The 15,722-nt window shown below is 57.3% G+C and carries 16 protein-coding genes; 11 read left to right on the forward strand and 5 right to left on the reverse strand.

Features of this window, described 5'->3' with window-relative positions:
• Positions 1 to 11: 11 nt before the first annotated feature.
• Both mscK and selO read left to right on the forward strand, forming a co-directional pair.
• Entirely contained in the window at positions 12 to 3,401 is a 3,390-nt protein-coding gene (gene mscK, locus ACWKV9_RS03930; RefSeq protein WP_483834792.1) for a mechanosensitive channel MscK, read from the forward strand.
• Positions 3,402 to 3,449: 48 nt separating this feature from the next.
• Positions 3,450 to 4,913 carry a protein adenylyltransferase SelO gene (selO, locus tag ACWKV9_RS03935; protein ID WP_483834793.1) on the forward strand — a complete coding sequence of 488 codons (1,464 nt, stop codon included), beginning with the start codon at positions 3,450 to 3,452 and terminating at the stop codon, positions 4,911 to 4,913.
• A gap of 15 nt (positions 4,914 to 4,928) precedes the next feature.
• Here the strand turns inward: selO and ACWKV9_RS03940 are convergent, their stop codons facing one another.
• The 4 genes from ACWKV9_RS03940 to ACWKV9_RS03955 all read right to left on the reverse strand — a co-directional run bounded on the left by ACWKV9_RS03940 (position 4,929) and on the right by ACWKV9_RS03955 (position 8,367).
• The gene (locus ACWKV9_RS03940) at positions 4,929 to 5,837 is read right to left on the reverse strand and encodes a hypothetical protein (RefSeq protein ID WP_483834794.1); all 909 of its coding nucleotides are present in this window, start codon (positions 5,835 to 5,837) and stop codon (positions 4,929 to 4,931) included.
• 34 nt (positions 5,838 to 5,871) lie between these two features.
• Positions 5,872 to 6,312 (reverse strand): hypothetical protein, encoded by a 441-nt coding sequence (locus ACWKV9_RS03945; protein ID WP_483834795.1) that lies wholly within the window; start codon positions 6,310 to 6,312, stop codon positions 5,872 to 5,874.
• A 279-nt stretch (positions 6,313 to 6,591) separates the two neighbouring features.
• Positions 6,592 to 7,464 (reverse strand): hypothetical protein, encoded by an 873-nt coding sequence (locus tag ACWKV9_RS03950; RefSeq protein WP_483834796.1) that lies wholly within the window; start codon positions 7,462 to 7,464, stop codon positions 6,592 to 6,594.
• A gap of 204 nt (positions 7,465 to 7,668) precedes the next feature.
• Positions 7,669 to 8,367: an aspartate/glutamate racemase family protein gene (locus ACWKV9_RS03955; protein ID WP_483834797.1), complete on the reverse strand. Its 699-nt coding sequence runs from the start codon at positions 8,365 to 8,367 to the stop codon at positions 7,669 to 7,671.
• Between the two features lie 157 nt (positions 8,368 to 8,524).
• Here ACWKV9_RS03955 and trxC point away from each other — a divergent pair, with 157 nt between their 5' ends.
• On the forward strand, positions 8,525 to 8,962 hold the full coding sequence (gene trxC / locus ACWKV9_RS03960; protein WP_483834798.1) for a thioredoxin TrxC: 438 nt from the start codon (positions 8,525 to 8,527) through the stop codon (positions 8,960 to 8,962).
• A gap of 134 nt (positions 8,963 to 9,096) precedes the next feature.
• On the forward strand, positions 9,097 to 9,480 hold the full coding sequence (locus tag ACWKV9_RS03965) for a PAAR domain-containing protein (protein WP_483834799.1): 384 nt from the start codon (positions 9,097 to 9,099) through the stop codon (positions 9,478 to 9,480).
• Between the two features lie 21 nt (positions 9,481 to 9,501).
• Here the strand turns inward: ACWKV9_RS03965 and ACWKV9_RS03970 are convergent, their stop codons facing one another.
• A complete protein-coding gene (locus tag ACWKV9_RS03970; RefSeq protein WP_483834800.1) occupies positions 9,502 to 10,275 on the reverse strand; it encodes a ParA family protein in 774 nt (257 codons plus the stop codon).
• Positions 10,276 to 10,624: 349 nt separating this feature from the next.
• On the opposite strand from ACWKV9_RS03970, the gene ACWKV9_RS03975 reads away from it, so the two are divergent.
• The 7 genes from ACWKV9_RS03975 to ACWKV9_RS04005 all read left to right on the forward strand — a co-directional run bounded on the left by ACWKV9_RS03975 (position 10,625) and on the right by ACWKV9_RS04005 (position 15,709).
• Positions 10,625 to 11,353: a beta-ketoacyl synthase chain length factor gene (locus ACWKV9_RS03975; RefSeq protein ID WP_483834801.1), complete on the forward strand. Its 729-nt coding sequence runs from the start codon at positions 10,625 to 10,627 to the stop codon at positions 11,351 to 11,353.
• On the forward strand, positions 11,329 to 12,141 hold the full coding sequence (locus ACWKV9_RS03980) for a lysophospholipid acyltransferase family protein (protein ID WP_483834802.1): 813 nt from the start codon (positions 11,329 to 11,331) through the stop codon (positions 12,139 to 12,141). The genes ACWKV9_RS03975 and ACWKV9_RS03980 overlap by 25 nt, the downstream gene beginning before the upstream one ends.
• Entirely contained in the window at positions 12,116 to 12,376 is a 261-nt protein-coding gene (locus ACWKV9_RS03985) for a phosphopantetheine-binding protein (protein ID WP_483834803.1), read from the forward strand. The genes ACWKV9_RS03980 and ACWKV9_RS03985 overlap by 26 nt, the downstream gene beginning before the upstream one ends.
• 9 nt (positions 12,377 to 12,385) lie before the next feature.
• Entirely contained in the window at positions 12,386 to 12,640 is a 255-nt protein-coding gene (locus tag ACWKV9_RS03990; RefSeq protein WP_483834804.1) for an acyl carrier protein, read from the forward strand.
• Complete coding sequence (locus ACWKV9_RS03995; protein WP_483834805.1) at positions 12,637 to 13,182, forward strand: COG4648 family protein; 546 nt, start codon at positions 12,637 to 12,639, stop codon at positions 13,180 to 13,182. The genes ACWKV9_RS03990 and ACWKV9_RS03995 overlap by 4 nt, the downstream gene beginning before the upstream one ends.
• Entirely contained in the window at positions 13,179 to 14,858 is a 1,680-nt protein-coding gene (locus tag ACWKV9_RS04000; protein WP_483834806.1) for an ApeI family dehydratase, read from the forward strand. Before ACWKV9_RS03995 ends, ACWKV9_RS04000 begins: the two co-directional genes overlap by 4 nt.
• Before the next feature lie 116 nt (positions 14,859 to 14,974).
• Positions 14,975 to 15,709: a glycosyltransferase family 2 protein gene (locus ACWKV9_RS04005; RefSeq protein ID WP_483834807.1), complete on the forward strand. Its 735-nt coding sequence runs from the start codon at positions 14,975 to 14,977 to the stop codon at positions 15,707 to 15,709.
• Positions 15,710 to 15,722 lie beyond the last annotated feature (13 nt).

Genomic DNA, 15,722 nt, shown 5'->3' on the forward strand with positions numbered 1-15,722 from the left:
ACCCGGTGTCTATGTTCTCGCTGCGTACTTTTGTTGCCTCGGCCCTGCTTGGGTTTTGCCTTTCTTCTTTCCCGGTTTTGGCTGCCGACACTCCTCCGCCCACCAGCGACTCGGTTCAGCGAAGCCTGGACAAAATCGCTGATCGCAAGCTGGCAGACGCCGATCAGAAAGCACTGCAACAAGTGCTCGAACAGACGCTGACCTTTCTGACTGCACAAAAAGACAATCAGAAAAAACTTGAAGACCTCAAGCGCCAGTTAGCTGATGCGCCCAAGCAAACCGTCGAAAATCAAAAAGAACTGACCCGACTAAAAGGCATCCGCTTGATGCCGGTGTCGCAGCGTTACGCCAATCTTGACGTCCCCGCGCTGGAACAAATGCTCAGCCAGCGCAGTACCCAGCAGGCTGATCTGCAAAGCGCTTTGAACGACGCCAACAGCCTGACCATCACTGCCCAGACTCGTCCGGAGCGCGCGCAGGCCGAAATCAGCGCCAGCCAGACGCGCATCCAGCAGATCAACGCCACGCTCAAGTCAGGTAAGGACGCGGGTAAAACCATCAGCGCCGACCAGCGCAATCAGCTGAATGCTGAGCTTGCGTCCCTCAACTCGCTAATGGCCCTGCGCCGTCAGGAGCTTGCCGGTAATAGCCAGTTGCAAGACCTGGGCGGCAGCCAACGGGATTTGCTGACCGAGAAGGTCACCCGCCAAGAGCAGGAAATTCAGGACCTGCAAACCCTGATCAACGACAAGCGTCGCGCCCAGTCCCAGGAAACCGTGACGCAGCTTTCTATTGAGGCGCAGAAAGCTGGCGGCAGCAGCCTGCTGGCCACTGAAAGCGCGGCCAACCTCAAGCTGTCCGATTATCTGTTGCGCGGCACTGATCGCCTCAACGAGCTGACCCAGCAGAACCTCAAGACCAAGACGCAACTGGACGCGGTCACCCAGACCGATCAGGCGCTGGATGAGCAGATCAACGTGCTAAGTGGCAGCCTGCTGCTCTCCAAGATTCTCTATAAACAGAAGCAAGCGCTGCCGCACCTGAAGCTCGACAGCGGCCTGGCTGACGAAATCGCCGACATCCGGCTCTACCAGTTCGAAGTCAACCAGCAACGCGAGCAAATGAGCAGCCCCAGCACCTATGTTGAAACACTGCTGGCAACGCAAAAGCCCGAAGACGTCACTCCGGCGCTGCGCAAGACCTTGCTGGACCTGGCCACCACCCGCAGCGATCTGCTGGAACGTCTGAACCGCGAGCTCAGTTCGCTGCTCAACGAATCCATCACCCTGCAGCTCAACCAGAAGCAATTGGTCAGCACTGCCATCAGCCTGCGCGAAACGCTGGATGAGCAGATGTTCTGGATTCCCAGCAACAAACCGCTGGACGTCGAATGGTTTGAGCGCGTGCCGGCGCGTCTCACGAAACAGATCACCACGCTGCCTTGGACGTCCAGCATCAGCGAACTCTCTGACGGCCTGACCCAGCGCCCGTATATCTTTCTGCCGCTGCTGCTGGTCATTGGCGTGCTGATGTGGAAACGCAAAGCGCTGTACGAGAAGCTCAATCGCCTGCACGCCGACATCGGCCACTTCAAGCGCGACCGGCAATGGCAAACGCCGTTGGCGATTTTCATCAATGTCTTGCTGGCGACCCCGTTTTCACTGGCGTTGGCGCTGTGTGCGTATGCGCTGCAAATCGATGCCCGCGGGCAGAACGTCAACCTCGGTGCGGCGCTGCTGCAGATTGCCTTGGCGTGGCTGGTGTTCTACACCGCTTACCGCATTCTGGCGCCGGGCGGCGTCGCGCAATTGCACTTCCGTTGGGAAAAGCCCCAGGTCGAATTTTTGCGCGGCTGGATTCGGCGTCTTGGTCTTGTGGTACTGGCATTGGTGACCGTGGTCGCCGTCGCGGAACATGAGCCTGCGGCATTGGCCGACGATGTCATCGGTATCGCCGTGGTATTGACCTGTTACGCGATGATGACCTGGCTGCTGGCGCGCCTGTTGTTGACCAGCCCGACTCACCACAACGCGTCGCTGTTCCGCCGCGCACTGGGCCTGGCGTTTACCGCGCTTCCAATCGCGCTGTTTCTCGCAGTGTGCTTTGGCTACTACTACACCGCGTTGAAGCTCAGCGACCGACTGATCAACACGCTGTATCTGGTGATGTTGTGGCTGGTGATCGAAGCCGCCTTCGTCCGAGGCCTTAGCGTTGCTGCCCGCCGTCTTGCCTATCAGCGTGCTTTGAGCAAACGCCAGGCAGCGAAGGAATCGGGCGATGGCGAAGGCGCGCTTATCGAAGAGCCGACTCTTGATATCGAGCAGGTGAACCAGCAGTCGCTGCGCCTGATTCGTCTGGCCTTGCTGGCAGGCTTCATCGGCGCGCTGTATTGGGTCTGGGCCGATTTGATCACAGTGTTCTCGTACCTCGACAACATCACGTTGTACGAATACACCAGCGGCACCGGCGCCACCATGAGCATGGTTCCGATCAGCCTGGGCGACTTGATTGGCGCACTGGTGATCATCGGCATCACCTTCGTGCTGGCTGGCAACTTGCCGGGCCTGCTCGAAGTGTTGGTGCTGTCGCGCCTGAATCTGGCGCAAGGCAGTGCTTACGCCACCACCACATTGTTGTCGTACACCATCGCCGGCGTCGGTTTCGTCTCGACGTTGTCAGCTCTGGGCGTCAGCTGGGACAAGCTGCAGTGGCTGGTAGCGGCACTGTCGGTGGGTCTGGGTTTCGGGATGCAGGAAATTTTTGCGAACTTCATCTCGGGCATCATGATTCTGTTCGAACGCCCGGTTCGCATCGGCGACACAATTACCATCGGCAACCTGTCGGGCACGGTCAGCAAGATTCGTATCCGCGCGACCACCATCACCGACTTCGACCGCAAAGACATCATTGTTCCGAACAAGACGTTCATCACCGGCCAACTCATCAACTGGTCGCTGACCGATACCATCACCCGTGTCACGCTGAAGCTGGGCGTGGATTACGGTTCTGACCTGGATTTGGTGCGCAACCTGCTGCTCAAGGCCGCGCAAGACAACCCGCGCGTCTTGAAAGAGCCTGCGCCCATTGTGTATTTCCTGAACTTCGGCGAAAGCACGCTGGATCACGAACTGCGCATGCACGTGCGCGATCTTGGTGACCGCAACCCGGTGCTCGACGAGATCAACCGCTTCATCAACAAGGAGTTCAAGAAGCAGCACATCAACATCTCGTTCCGGCAGATGGAGGTGTATCTCAAGAACATGCAGGGCCAGGAATACAAGATGGTGCCTATCGAGCAGGAAGCGAAAACCATCGCTGCTCCAGGGACTGTGCCCCCCGCGCCCAAAGATGCCCCGGAGCCACCCGAAGCACCTGAGCCGCCGGAAGCCAAACTCGACTGATGGGTTAAATCCCAGCAGAATGCTCGGACATTCTGCTGGAGGCATCCCTTGAAAGCCCTCGACGAACTGACTTTCGACAACCGCTTCGCCCGCCTCGGCGATGCGTTCTCCACTTCCGTGCTGCCTGAACCGATTGCCGAGCCCCGTCTGGTGGTGGCCAGTGATGCCGCTTTGGCGTTGCTGGACCTGGACCGGGAACAGGCGCAGACACCGGTATTTGCCGAGTTGTTCGGCGGACACAAGCTGTGGGCCGAGGCCGAACCTCGGGCGATGGTCTACTCCGGTCATCAGTTCGGTTCGTACAATCCGCGGCTAGGCGACGGTCGTGGGCTGTTGCTGGGCGAGGTCTACAACGACGCCGGTGAACATTGGGATTTGCACCTCAAGGGCGCCGGGCAGACGCCCTACTCACGCATGGGCGATGGACGCGCGGTATTGCGCTCTTCGATTCGTGAGTTTCTGGCGTCCGAGGCACTGCACGCGTTGGGCATTCCCAGCAGCCGCGCGGCCTGCGTGATTGGCTCGACGACCCCGGTCTGGCGTGAAACCCAGGAGCGCGCTGCCATGGTCTTGCGTCTGGCGAAGAGTCATATTCGATTCGGCAGTTTTGAGTATTTCTTCTACACCAAGCAGCCTGAAGAGTTGAAACAGCTGGCCGATCACGTACTGACGCTGCATTACCCACACGCCCTCGAACAGCCCGAACCGCATCTGGCGATGTTCACTGAAATCGTCGAGCGCAACGCCGAGTTGATCGCCAAATGGCAGGCCTACGGTTTTTGTCACGGCGTGATGAACACCGACAACATGTCGATTCTCGGCATCACTTTCGACTTTGGGCCGTTCGCGTTTCTCGACGACTTCGATCAGAAATTCATCTGCAACCACTCCGATCATGAAGGGCGTTACTCCTTCAGCAATCAGGTGCCGATCGGACAGTGGAATCTCAGTGCTTTGGCCCAAGCGTTGACGCCGTTCATTACCATTGAGGCGCTGCGCGAGGCAATTGGCCTGTTCTTGCCGCTTTACGAGGCGCATTACTTGGACCTGATGCGTCGCCGTCTTGGCCTGACCACGGCCGAAGACGAAGACAGCACGATTGTCAGCCGCCTGCTGCAACTGATGCAGAACAGCGGCGTCGATTACACGCTGTTTTTCCGCCATCTCGGCGACGAGCCAGCCGAAACTGCCGTGCGCCGCCTGCGAGATGATTTCGTCGACAGAGCGGGTTTTGATGCCTGGGCTGAGATATACATCGCCCGCGTCAACCGAGAAAACGCAGGCACTGAGGACGAACGCCGAGCGCGCATGCATGCAGTCAATCCGCTCTACATCCTGCGCAACTACCTGGCCCAACGCGCCATCGAAGCCGCCGAAAAAGGCGACTACGACGAAGTCCGCCGGCTGCATGAAGTGCTGTGCAATCCCTTCGAAGAACAGGCAGGGATGGAAAGTTACGCACAGCGTCCGCCGGACTGGGGCAAGCATCTGGAGATTAGTTGTTCTTCGTGATCATTAGCTTACTGATTAAGCTTTGTCGGCAGGCGCGCTAGCAATTGCCGCAGTGACATTGCCCATTGCGCCGTCGATGCCAGGTGACCCGGCAGCGTCAGGCGCAGGGTCACGCTTTTTGCGTTGAAGCATGATTTCCAGCATCTCAAACAGCGTTAAAAACTTTGGCTCCTTTCGGTCCAGAAGACTACTGTCCTCCTGAATCCAGACTAATCGCTTAGCTTCATAATCTTCTGGATACTGTGCCTGCTCTATAAGTGGCAAAGATTTATAATGAGCCACAACCTCCGCATAAAAATTTGGAGTGCGGCCATTTTTCAATGCGGACTCGATATCTGATTCGTGCATTAACCTACGATTCCATCTCGCTTCGATATTATTTACGCCATACCAAGCGGCTCGTCTCTCATTGATGGTGTAAGAGCCTTTGTCGTCGTACACGATCAAGTTAAGTAGCTCTCGGGATAAGCCGACAAATGGATTTACTACATTGCGATCATGTTGGTCAGATCGGACGACGTATTCGGTAGCTTTCTTTGCTCTGTCCAAAAGTTCAGGATTATCGGTTTCAGGCACCTCTTGATTGTGAGAGACTTTTTCTGCCTGATAAATATCTCCCAATATCTGGCTTAACAGTCGCTCTGCCTCCATGCCTAGCTGACGCCGATCAAGCTGGCCATCTCTCAACTCTGCGCGCGCAGCGCTCTCGCTCAACTGCCTGGCAAGTATTGATATAGATGCCGCCTGTGTTGGGCCTCTGGAAACTTTTTCACCGCTTGACAATGGTACGAGCGCCAAGCCATCCCCAGTTTTTTTTGGCGCGACGTCCCTAAAAGGATTACATGATGAAATACCACTAACCATATGCGAACTCCCTGCTTGAAAATCGGAAGCCTGAACAGCCAACGCATGAAAGAAAATCATGGTTAAAGCACCATTCAGGCCAAGCGAAACCCCCTTATCTCATCGTAAACTCCACCGCCCAAGCATGGGTAGATACGTTGGTAGCAGTAATCCTTGCATCACAACGTGCACCTCCACCTGATTCCGAACTTTTATTCCATCGTGGGGGTACCCCGCGACCAGGAAGCTTCAAATAGCTGGTTTTGAACTTACAAGTTTTAGCTCCGACCCTGTACTGAAAAACAACGGAAGTTACATCGGCAGACAAACCACCTCTCACTTTATAAATATTAGACTCCCCGCCCGCTACCGTTGCAGCCGGCTTCGGACTAGCTTCCCCGTAACTATAAGCACTACTACCTAGCGTGTCGTAAACCGCTTCAGAGCTCGAGTTATTTTTAAACGTAACTTGCACTTCCGGCCCAGCTTGAGCCACACCAACTGTACTGAGCGCGGACACAACAGCAACGCCTGCCACATAATTTTTAAAATTCATAAAGAGCTCTTTTTATAATTAATATGAATAAGCTGACATCGATTAATTATTATCAACCGTTACACCAATAGAGACCTGCAACAATTATCAGCAAGCCAATGAACTTGGAAATTTCAGACTTAAATTCATAAAAGAGACGTTACCGGCAGTGCTCGCCACGCACAACTACCCGAACGAGCGGTACTTTCGGATGGCTCATAAGTTTGACTAAGTGATGCTCTCACTGCTCAGCAACCTCCCCAGCACAGCGTCCGCCGGACTGGGGCAAGCATCTGGAGATTAGTTGTTCTTCGTAAGGGCGCCGCTGCCGTCTGGTGTCGCAACAGGAACTGGGGCTTTCGCCGATTTGTCCTTCGAAGCAGCAACGGATGCGAGCTCTGAAGCTTTACCCGTCTCCACGCGTGGCTTTTTTTCGGCTTCTGGCGTTCGGCTCATACCCGCGAGTATTTCAAACAAGTTGTACTGCCTGTCATCCGCTTTCCGATCTACCAGACCATCGATTCGCGCCTTTAATCCTGATTCGTAAGTCTCCGGATATTGCGCTTTTTCGATGGCTGGCAATGTTCGATAGTGAGCCAGGGCATCTGTATAAAACCCTGACATCTTTTTCTCGGTGGAGTACTGCAGAGTGCCTTGAGAAACTGCGCGATCGCGCCAGGAAAACTCTTTTTCCTGAGCTCCCTCCCACGCCGCTCGGCGCTCGTTTACGGTGTAAGGGCCTTTATCGTCGTAGGCAATCAATACAAGTTCAGCATGTGAAAGTCCTGCGAAGGGGCTTTTGGCACTTGGGTCGGCGGCTAGTTTGCGAGTCATGTAATCGGTGGCGTTAATCGCGCGTTGCAGCAACTCGGGATCTTTCGTAACTGGCACCTGCGCGTTATGTGCCGCCCTAGCCTCAAGGTATTTGGGGCCCGTGAGCTCATCCAGCACACGACTCGCCTGTGCGCCAAGTTCAGTGCGGCTTGAAGTTTGGTCCCTTGCCTCAGCCCGCACCGCACTTTCACCGAGTTGGCGAGCGATGTTCGACACGCTTGAGCGCTCGCCAGGACTTGAGTAAACGTTTGAGGGCTGGGAGCTCGTTTGCAGCGGCGTAGCGCCTTTGACAGCGCTGGGAATTCCTACACCTGTCAACACGTGAATGTTTGTAATCATGGACACTCCCTGGATATGTGGATGGCCTTCCGTGGCTCATCTAGGCAACTCAATGGAACTGCGCGCGCGGGACGATATGAAGTAGGGCGTGTCGCCAGCGGACACGTTGTTATCGCTGAAAAAAGGCTACTGCCACTGGCACGCACGCACAACTATTCGAACGACAGGTACTTTCGGATAGTCCGTTGAACTCCACGATGCAACTCAGGCACTTTTCAGCAGCCAATCCAACCCCATCGCCACATGCTCTTGCGTGCTGTCCACCAACGGCAATGGACTGTCCACACCATCGAGCAGCAACCCAATCTCGGTACAACCAAGAATCGCCGCTTCAGCGCCTTGATCGCGTAATTGCCGCAGTACATCGAGATAGAAGTCCCGGGCAGGCTGATGAAAATCGCCTCGGCACAGTTCGGCGAAGATGATCCGATCAATTTCGGCCATGGCGTCTGTGCTGGGCAGCAGGGTTTGGATACCGAAGCGTTCGGCGAGTCGGCGCTTGTAGAAGTCTTCCTGCATGGTGAAGCGTGTGCCCAGCAATGCAGCTTTTGAGACGCCGCGCTGTTGCAACGCCTGGCCCACGGCATCGCCAATGTGCAAGAGCGGAATGCTGACCGCCGACTCGATGGCTCCTGCGACCTTGTGCATGGTGTTGGTCGCCAACAGTAATGCGCCAGCACCTGCACGTTCGAGCCCGCGCGCGGCATCGGCGAGTTGCTCACCAGCCTGCTGCCATTGCCCGGCTTTTTGCAGCGCAGCGATGCCGGCAAAGTCTACCGAATGCAAAAGGATAGGCGCTGAGTGCAGACCGCCGAGGCTGTCGCGCACGCCCTCGTTGAGCCATTTGTAATAAGTTGCAGTGGACTCCCAACTCATCCCGCCCAATACGCCAAGGGTTTGCATGCCGTTCTCCATCAATCGGTTATCGATGCAGGCTAGGCGCATCCTTTGATAGCGGCCAGAGACAGAAGCAGCTCAACCGGCCAGTACAGTGCGCGGACTGTTGATAAGTGCCGATGAAGTCTCCATTTAAATGACATTACCCTTTGAGGCGCCTGCCATGTCTGAGTCCCTGATGATCCCCTGCCCGCAGTGCAACGGGCTGAACCGCATTCCCGCCGATAGACTGGGCGATCAACCCAAATGCGGTCGCTGCAAGCAGCCAGTCTTACTGAGCAAACCGTTCACGTTGACCGAGGGCGACTACGCCAGCCAGATCAAAGGCGACCTGCCGCTGTTGGTAGACGTGTGGGCTGAATGGTGCGGCCCGTGCAAATCCTTCGCGCCGACATTCGAGCAGGCAGCAGCGCAGCTTTCAGGTCGCTGCCGCCTCGCGAAACTGGACAGCGAGGCCAATCAACAGCTGTCGGCTCAGTTGGGGATTCGTTCGATTCCCAGCCTGATCCTGTTCAAGAATGGCCGCGAAGTAGCACGTCAAAGCGGGGCGATGTCCATGCAACAATTAAACGCATGGCTAGGCAGCCAAGGCATCCGATGAACCCACGGAAATACGGCGAAATCTCCTTTTCGCTTGTTAGTGTAAGACGCGTCTGAAAAGGACCTGGGGCTCGGTGGTGAGTCTGTTTTGCGCCTACGATTTACGCTCCGCAGACAATCCAGGAGCAAGCGACGATGACGTTCGTAGTCAGGGAAGGCGATTCAACGAGCACCGGTGGTTTTGTGTTGAAAGCGTCGGGGCGCCAGATGTGCGACGAACGTCGTCTGGCTCGGATGGGCGATCCGGTGTGGTGCGCGGTGTGTGAGCGGGTCGGCTTTATCAATCAGGGTAACCCCACCTATATCGATGAGTTCGTGGCTGTCGCGACCGATGGACAGACCGTCCGCTGCGGCTGCCCTGAGGACCAACACCGGCTTATTTCAAGTCAGAATCGGGTGACGGCGGACATGGATGCGACGATCAGCATCCCTTCGGATTTGGCGAAGGCCGCGCAAAAAGTCGCCAAGAAAATGAATGCGGCGATCAGTAACGGCTCGTTGCTTCCTGAACGCGGTTGATGCTCTGCAACCGCAGAGGCCTCAAGCATTGTTCTCAAGATACTGATGCAGCTCCATGAACTGCTGCGTCAGTTTGTGTCGGGGTTCCAGATGAATCAGCGGCGTATTCGCCTGGTGAGACTCACGCATTTTGACTGAGCTGTTCAGATAAACCGGCAGCACGGGCAGCCCTTCGGCAATCAGTTCATCCAGAATCTGCTGTGGCAGGCTGGCCCGAGACTGGAACTGGTTGACGATAATGCCTTCCACTTCCAGATCTTCATTGTGGTCTTCTTTCAGTTCTTCGATCTCCTTGAGCAGGCCGTATAGAGCCTGGCGCGAGAAGCTGTCACAGTCGAAGGGGATGAGCACTTTATCGGCAGCAATCAACGCCGAAACTGCATAGAAATTCAGCGCTGGCGGCGTGTCGATGTAGATTCGCTCGTAATCCTCATCTAACTCATCCAGCAATTTGCGCAGCTTATTGATCTTGTGCTTGGCCTCAAGCTTGGGCTGCAGATCGGCCAGTTCGGCGGTTGCGGTCACGACGTGCAGGTTGTCGAACGGCGTCTCATAGATATCTACTTTGTTTTTCTTGGCAAACGGTCCGGACGACAGGGTTTGCTTGAAGAAATCGGCAATCCCCATGGGGATGTCGTCACCGGTCAGTCCGGTCAGGTACTGCGTGGAGTTCGCTTGCGCATCAAGATCGATCAATAGCGTCCGATAACCTTCATAAGCGCTGACGGCTGCCAGATTGCAGGCGATGCTTGACTTGCCAACACCACCTTTTTGATTGAAAACCACGCGCCGCATGGACGACCTCCCTGATGCTGTATGCCCTGAAGACCGCAGAACGGTCCGATGAATGGTATCGAGTCTATGCAATACACATGACGACGGCGAGTCCTACCAACAATTCTGACAACTGGGGCAGAAGTTTCACCGTGGATGCATCGAACGACCCTACATGAACCTGCCTGAACCTTCGCGCCTAACAGTAAGAAATATCGTGAGTAAACACACTCTTTGTAACTGCGTTTGCCAGTGTGTACCCCTACCGGGATAATGCGCGCCACTCGGCGATAGCGCCGCGCCAGGGTTGGTGTCACTTCGGCTCAATACCGAAGCTGGAAGTATGCCCAAGTGGGCGGGAAGATAACTCGTGATCACGTTTAACATCGCACAATGGCGCGCCTGGGCCCCTGGCCTGGCAACTGCCGAAGACTGGCAACAGTGGAGCCAGCATCCGACGCAGGTCGCCAGTGGAGACCAGGCACCTGACGTGTCGTTTCTGCCAGCCATGCAACGACGACGCCTCAGCCGTCTGGCCAGGATGGCATTCAGCGTAGGCTGGCCACTGGCTGACGGGCACGAACCACTACCGCTGGTATTTGTGTCCCGGCATGGCGAAACACCCCGTACTTTCGAGATCCTTAGCGATCTGGCGGCCAATCAGCCGTTATCGCCCACGCAATTCAGTCTGTCGGTACACAACGCTGTCATCGGCTTATGGTCGATCCTGCGCGGGGAAACCAGCGAGATGACCGCTCTGGCGGCGGCAGGCGATGGGCTGGAGCATGGAGTGATTGAAGCGGCTGCGATGCTGGCCGAAGGCGCCAGCGCTGTGCTTCTGGTCATTACCGAAGAGAATCCGCCCGGCGCCTATGCCCCCTGGATTGACGACGTGCCGCTCCCTTACGCACTTGGGTTACTGCTGACCGCTGGCGATGAATGGCAACTGTCATTGAGTTCGCGGGACCTGCCCAAGACAGCTCCCGTGCAAAGCGAATGGCCGCACGCGCTCAACCTTTTACGCGCGCTGTCGACACAGCAGAGCGCATTGCAACATCCCTGGAAGAGTCGGCTATGGAACTGGCAACGCAATTATTGAGCAGGACCCGCGACGGCTATTACTGGCGTCTGCTGGCCACAGCGGTAAGTTTCGCTCTGTTTGGGCTTGGCGGCCTGTGCCTGCGCATCCTCATCTTTCCGCTGCTTTCACTTTTACCGGGCAGCGCAGAAAGCCACCAGCGTCGTGCCCGGGCGACCATCAGTCGCCTTTTCTGGATGTTTATCCGTTTCATGGCACGTACCGGCGTGCTGACCTACCAGGTCGAAGGCGCCGAGCGTCTAGGTCGCCCAGGCCAAATGATCATCGCCAATCATCCGTCACTGATCGACGTGGTGTTTCTGATCGGTCTGGTGCGTGACGCCAATTGCGTGGTCAAGCAAAGCCTGTGGCAGAACCCGTTCACGCGAGGGCCTGTGCGCTCCACCGGCTATATCAGCAACGACGGCAGCATGGACATGCTCGATACAGCAGCCAATGCAATGCAGTCCGGGCAGACGCTGATCATTTTCCCCGAAGGCACTCGCACGCAACCGGGCAAGGCGCCAGCCTTCCATCGCGGCGGTGCGGCCATCGCACTTCGAGGCGCAACCGTCATCACACCGGTCACGATCCGGGTCTCGCCAACCACCCTGACCAAAGCCGAGCCTTGGTATCGCATCCCGCTACGTCGGGTGCATTTCCATCTGCGCGTGGGCGCCGACATCGATCCCGGCGCCTTTGCAGCCTTGGGTCCGGCCCCCGTCGCATCACGCAAGCTCAACGATTACCTGCATCACTACTACATCAAGGAACTCGCCTCAGATGAGCGATCTGCACCTGGAAATTAAGCAGTTGATCATCGACGCCCTGGGCCTCGAAGACATCAGCACCCACGATATCGGCAACGACCAGACGCTGTTCGGCGAAGGGCTGGGCCTGGATTCCGTGGACGCCCTGGAGCTGGGACTGGCGATTCAAAAACGCTACGGCATCAAGATCGACGCCGATGCCAAAGACACACGCAACCATTTCACTAGCGTGAACACCCTTGCGGCGTTCGTCAGCGCTCGCCAAGTGGCCTGAGGACTGAACATGCAAACCCGTGAAGACATCTTCGAAACCCTGCGCACTGCGCTGGTTGAGTTGTTCGAACTTGAACCTGAGCGAGTCACTCTTCAGGCCAACCTCTACCAGGATCTGGAGATAGACAGCATCGATGCGGTTGACCTGATCGACCACATCAAACGCAAGACTGGCAAAAAAATAGCGGCCGATGAGTTCAAGGCCGTACGCACCGTCAATGACGTGGTCGAGGCCGTATACCGGCGGGTCAACACCGCCGCATGAATCGTCTGATTGGCGTGGCACTGGTGCTGGCGGGAGTGCTGTATCCATTTGCCGTGTACTTCGGCCTGGAGCATTTCTCGCCGTGGCAATTTGCGTTGCTACTGGGCGCATTGTGGGCGGCACGGGCACTGACTGGTGAGCGGCGCCCCGGGCGCCTCGGCGTGGCGTTGGCTGCGATCGGCTTTTGTCTGTTGCTCGGCGTGCTCGACAGCCCGCGCTTGCTGCGCTGGTACCCGGTACTGATCAGCGGCTTCATGTTGAGCCTGTTCGGCTTGAGCCTGGTGCGCGGCATGCCGCTGGTCGAACGATTGGCCCGCCTGACAGACCCTGATCTGCCTGAGCGCGCAATTCGCTACACACGCCAGGTGACGCAGGTCTGGTGCTGCTTCTTTCTGCTCAATGGCCTGATCGCGGCTGCACTGACCCTCTGGGCCCCGCTTACGTGGTGGACGCTCTACACAGGTCTCATCGCCTATGGATTGATGGGCATTCTATTCGCCAGCGAGTGGCTGCTTCGTCAACGAGTGCGAGGACGCGCATGAGCTGGATCGATCCTGAGCACCTGCTGCTAGAAGCCCACAGTGGACGCGGTCTGACGCATCTGCCCGCCATGAACCACGCGCAGTTTCGCGCCGCGGCCCTGAGCGTCGCGGCGGGTCTGGTCGAGCGCAAGGTCAAGCGCGTAGCCATCCACCTTGAAGATGCAGGCGAACTGGCCGTGGCCATCTTTGGCGCATGGCGGGCGGGCGTCGAAGTCCTGCTCCCGGCCGATCTTCAGGGGCAAACACGCATGCGTTGGGCAAACCATGTCGATATGTGGCTGACCGATCTACCCGACGATGTACCGCTGAGCACGTTGCACGGAGAGCCTTTACTGCCTGCCGCGCTCGACCTTGATCGCTGCGTGTTGAGCCTGTGTACCTCTGGCTCCAGCGGCGAGCCCAAATTGATTGAAAAGCGTCTGCGCCAGTTAGCCAATGAAGTCACTGCGCTAGAACGCTTGTGGGGCGCGGAGCTGGGTAGCGCCTGCATTATTGGCAGCGTCGCCACGCAACACATTTACGGCCTGCTTTTTCGGGTCTTATGGCCGCTGTGCGCGGGGCGCACTTTTGTCCGCAGACAACTGCCGTTCCCCGAAGACTTGCAACGCGCCAGCCATGACCACACTACGTTTGCCTGGGTCGCGAGCCCCGCGCTGCTCAAACGCATGGGCGACAACCTCGACTGGCCGGGGCTGCGCGAAGTTCGTCGCGTGTTCTCCTCCGGTGGCGCATTGCCGGTGCAAGCCGCTGAGAGCCTGCACTTACGGCTCGGCCAGTGGCCTACCGAGATCCTTGGCAGTTCGGAAACCGGAGGCATTGCCTGGCGTCGCGGCGATCCATTGTGGCGTGCGTTCGAGGGCGTGAAGCTCAGTCAGGACGGCGAAGGCGCATTGCGCATCGAATCGCCTTATCTGCCAGCAGGTCATGTCGAACAAACGGCCGACGCCGCACGCTTCAATGCCGATGGGCGCTTCGAATTGCTCGGTCGTCTGGACAGGATCGTCAAGCTGGAAGAGAAACGTATTTCCCTGCCGCTGCTTGAGCAAGCACTGACGCTGCATGAATGGGTCAACGAAGCGCGAATGGGCGTGGTCCAGGAAAACCGCGCTTCGCTGGGGGCGCTGGTGGTGCTCAGTGACAGCGGCGTACAGGCGTTGCGTAATCAAGGTCGCCGCGCCGTGACCCAGGCGCTGCGCGAGCATTTGATTCCACACTGCGAAGCGCTGGCCCTGCCCCGCCGCTGGCGTTTATTGAGCCAATTGCCGCTGAATTCCCAAGGCAAATTGCCCCAGTTGCAGGTTGACGCGCTACTCGTAGCACCCCGTGTTCGCGGGCCGGAGCTAGTCAGCCAGCAGCAGGCTGATGATGAACTGCGCCTGAACCTGATCGTGCCGCTGGATCTTGCGCACTTCACGGGTCACTTCCCGAAAACCCCAATCCTTCCAGGCGTCGTGCAAGTGGACTGGGCCATCGATCTGGCGCAGCGTTTACTGCCAGTTCCCCCAAGATTCGCCGGGATGGAAGTCTTGAAATTCCAGCAACTGGTCCGCCCCGGTGATCACATCACCCTGACTCTGCGTTTCGACAACGAGCGCGGCAAACTGCATTTCGCATACCGCAACGGCGAATCGCCTTGTTCCAGTGGACGGATATTGCTGGAGGCGGCTCATGTTTGACCACCATCCCCGTGGGAGCGGACCTGTCCGCGAAGAGACCGGTACACGCCACACATTTTTATCGTTTGCCACTATGTCTTCGCGGACAAGTCCGCTCCCACTGGATCTGCGTTCGTATGCATAACCCCTGCGCAGTAATTCCGGTTTATGACCACGAACTCGCCGTGCCTGCTGTGGTGCGCGAGTTGCTGGAGGCAGGTCTGCCGTGCGTGCTGGTCGATGATGCCAGCAGCCCGGCCTGCGCTGCTGTATTGCGTGAGCTTGCCGAGCAAAACAACGTGTTTCTGGTGCAACTCCCGGTCAACCAAGGCAAAGGCGGCGCAGTCATGGCCGGTTTGCGGGAAGCCGCCAGACTCGGTTTCAGCCACGCGCTACAAGTGGACGCCGATGGCCAGCACGACCTGAATGACATCGCGCTGTTTCTCGACACCTCACGTCAGCATCCGCAATCACTGATCTGCGGCTATCCGCAATACGATGCCAGCGTGCCGAAGGGTCGTCTGTATGCGCGCTACCTGACTCACGTATGGGTCTGGATCAACAGCCTTTCGCTGCAGATTCACGACTCGATGTGCGGCTTTCGCATCTATCCGCTCACACCGGTGCTGCATCTGATCAACACCGTGAGCCTGGGCAAACGCATGGATTTCGATCCTGAAATTCTTGTGCGTCTGTCGTGGCGCAACCAGCCGATGCAATGGCTGCCGACCAAGGTTCACTACCCGCAGGATGGCCTGTCGCACTTTCGCCTGTTCCACGACAACGCGCTGATTTCCAAAATGCACACCAAGCTGTTCTTTGGCATGTTGGGGCGCTTCCCGCTGATCCTCTGGCGACGGTGGCTGCCGTGAGTGACGCCGAGCA

Source organism: Pseudomonas corni, assembly GCF_057128765.1.

Bases quoted from the DNA above. Each gene is read 5' to 3' on its own strand.
- ACWKV9_RS03990 (WP_483834804.1), top strand. From the start codon at position 12,386: ATGCAAACCCGTGAAGACATCTTCGAAACCCTGCGCACTGCGCTGGTT.
- ACWKV9_RS03955 (WP_483834797.1), bottom strand. From the start codon at position 8,367: ATGCAAACCCTTGGCGTATTGGGCGGGATGAGTTGGGAGTCCACTGCA.
- ACWKV9_RS03950 (WP_483834796.1), bottom strand. From the start codon at position 7,464: ATGATTACAAACATTCACGTGTTGACAGGTGTAGGAATTCCCAGCGCT.
- ACWKV9_RS03985 (WP_483834803.1), top strand. From the start codon at position 12,116: ATGAGCGATCTGCACCTGGAAATTAAGCAGTTGATCATCGACGCCCTG.
- ACWKV9_RS03965 (WP_483834799.1), top strand. From the start codon at position 9,097: ATGACGTTCGTAGTCAGGGAAGGCGATTCAACGAGCACCGGTGGTTTT.
- ACWKV9_RS03995 (WP_483834805.1), top strand. From the start codon at position 12,637: ATGAATCGTCTGATTGGCGTGGCACTGGTGCTGGCGGGAGTGCTGTAT.
- mscK (WP_483834792.1), top strand. From the start codon at position 12: ATGTTCTCGCTGCGTACTTTTGTTGCCTCGGCCCTGCTTGGGTTTTGC.
- ACWKV9_RS03945 (WP_483834795.1), bottom strand. From the start codon at position 6,312: ATGAATTTTAAAAATTATGTGGCAGGCGTTGCTGTTGTGTCCGCGCTC.
- ACWKV9_RS03940 (WP_483834794.1), bottom strand. From the start codon at position 5,837: ATGATTTTCTTTCATGCGTTGGCTGTTCAGGCTTCCGATTTTCAAGCA.
- ACWKV9_RS03970 (WP_483834800.1), bottom strand. From the start codon at position 10,275: ATGCGGCGCGTGGTTTTCAATCAAAAAGGTGGTGTTGGCAAGTCAAGC.
- ACWKV9_RS04000 (WP_483834806.1), top strand. From the start codon at position 13,179: ATGAGCTGGATCGATCCTGAGCACCTGCTGCTAGAAGCCCACAGTGGA.
- ACWKV9_RS04005 (WP_483834807.1), top strand. From the start codon at position 14,975: ATGCATAACCCCTGCGCAGTAATTCCGGTTTATGACCACGAACTCGCC.
- ACWKV9_RS03980 (WP_483834802.1), top strand. From the start codon at position 11,329: ATGGAACTGGCAACGCAATTATTGAGCAGGACCCGCGACGGCTATTAC.
- trxC (WP_483834798.1), top strand. From the start codon at position 8,525: ATGTCTGAGTCCCTGATGATCCCCTGCCCGCAGTGCAACGGGCTGAAC.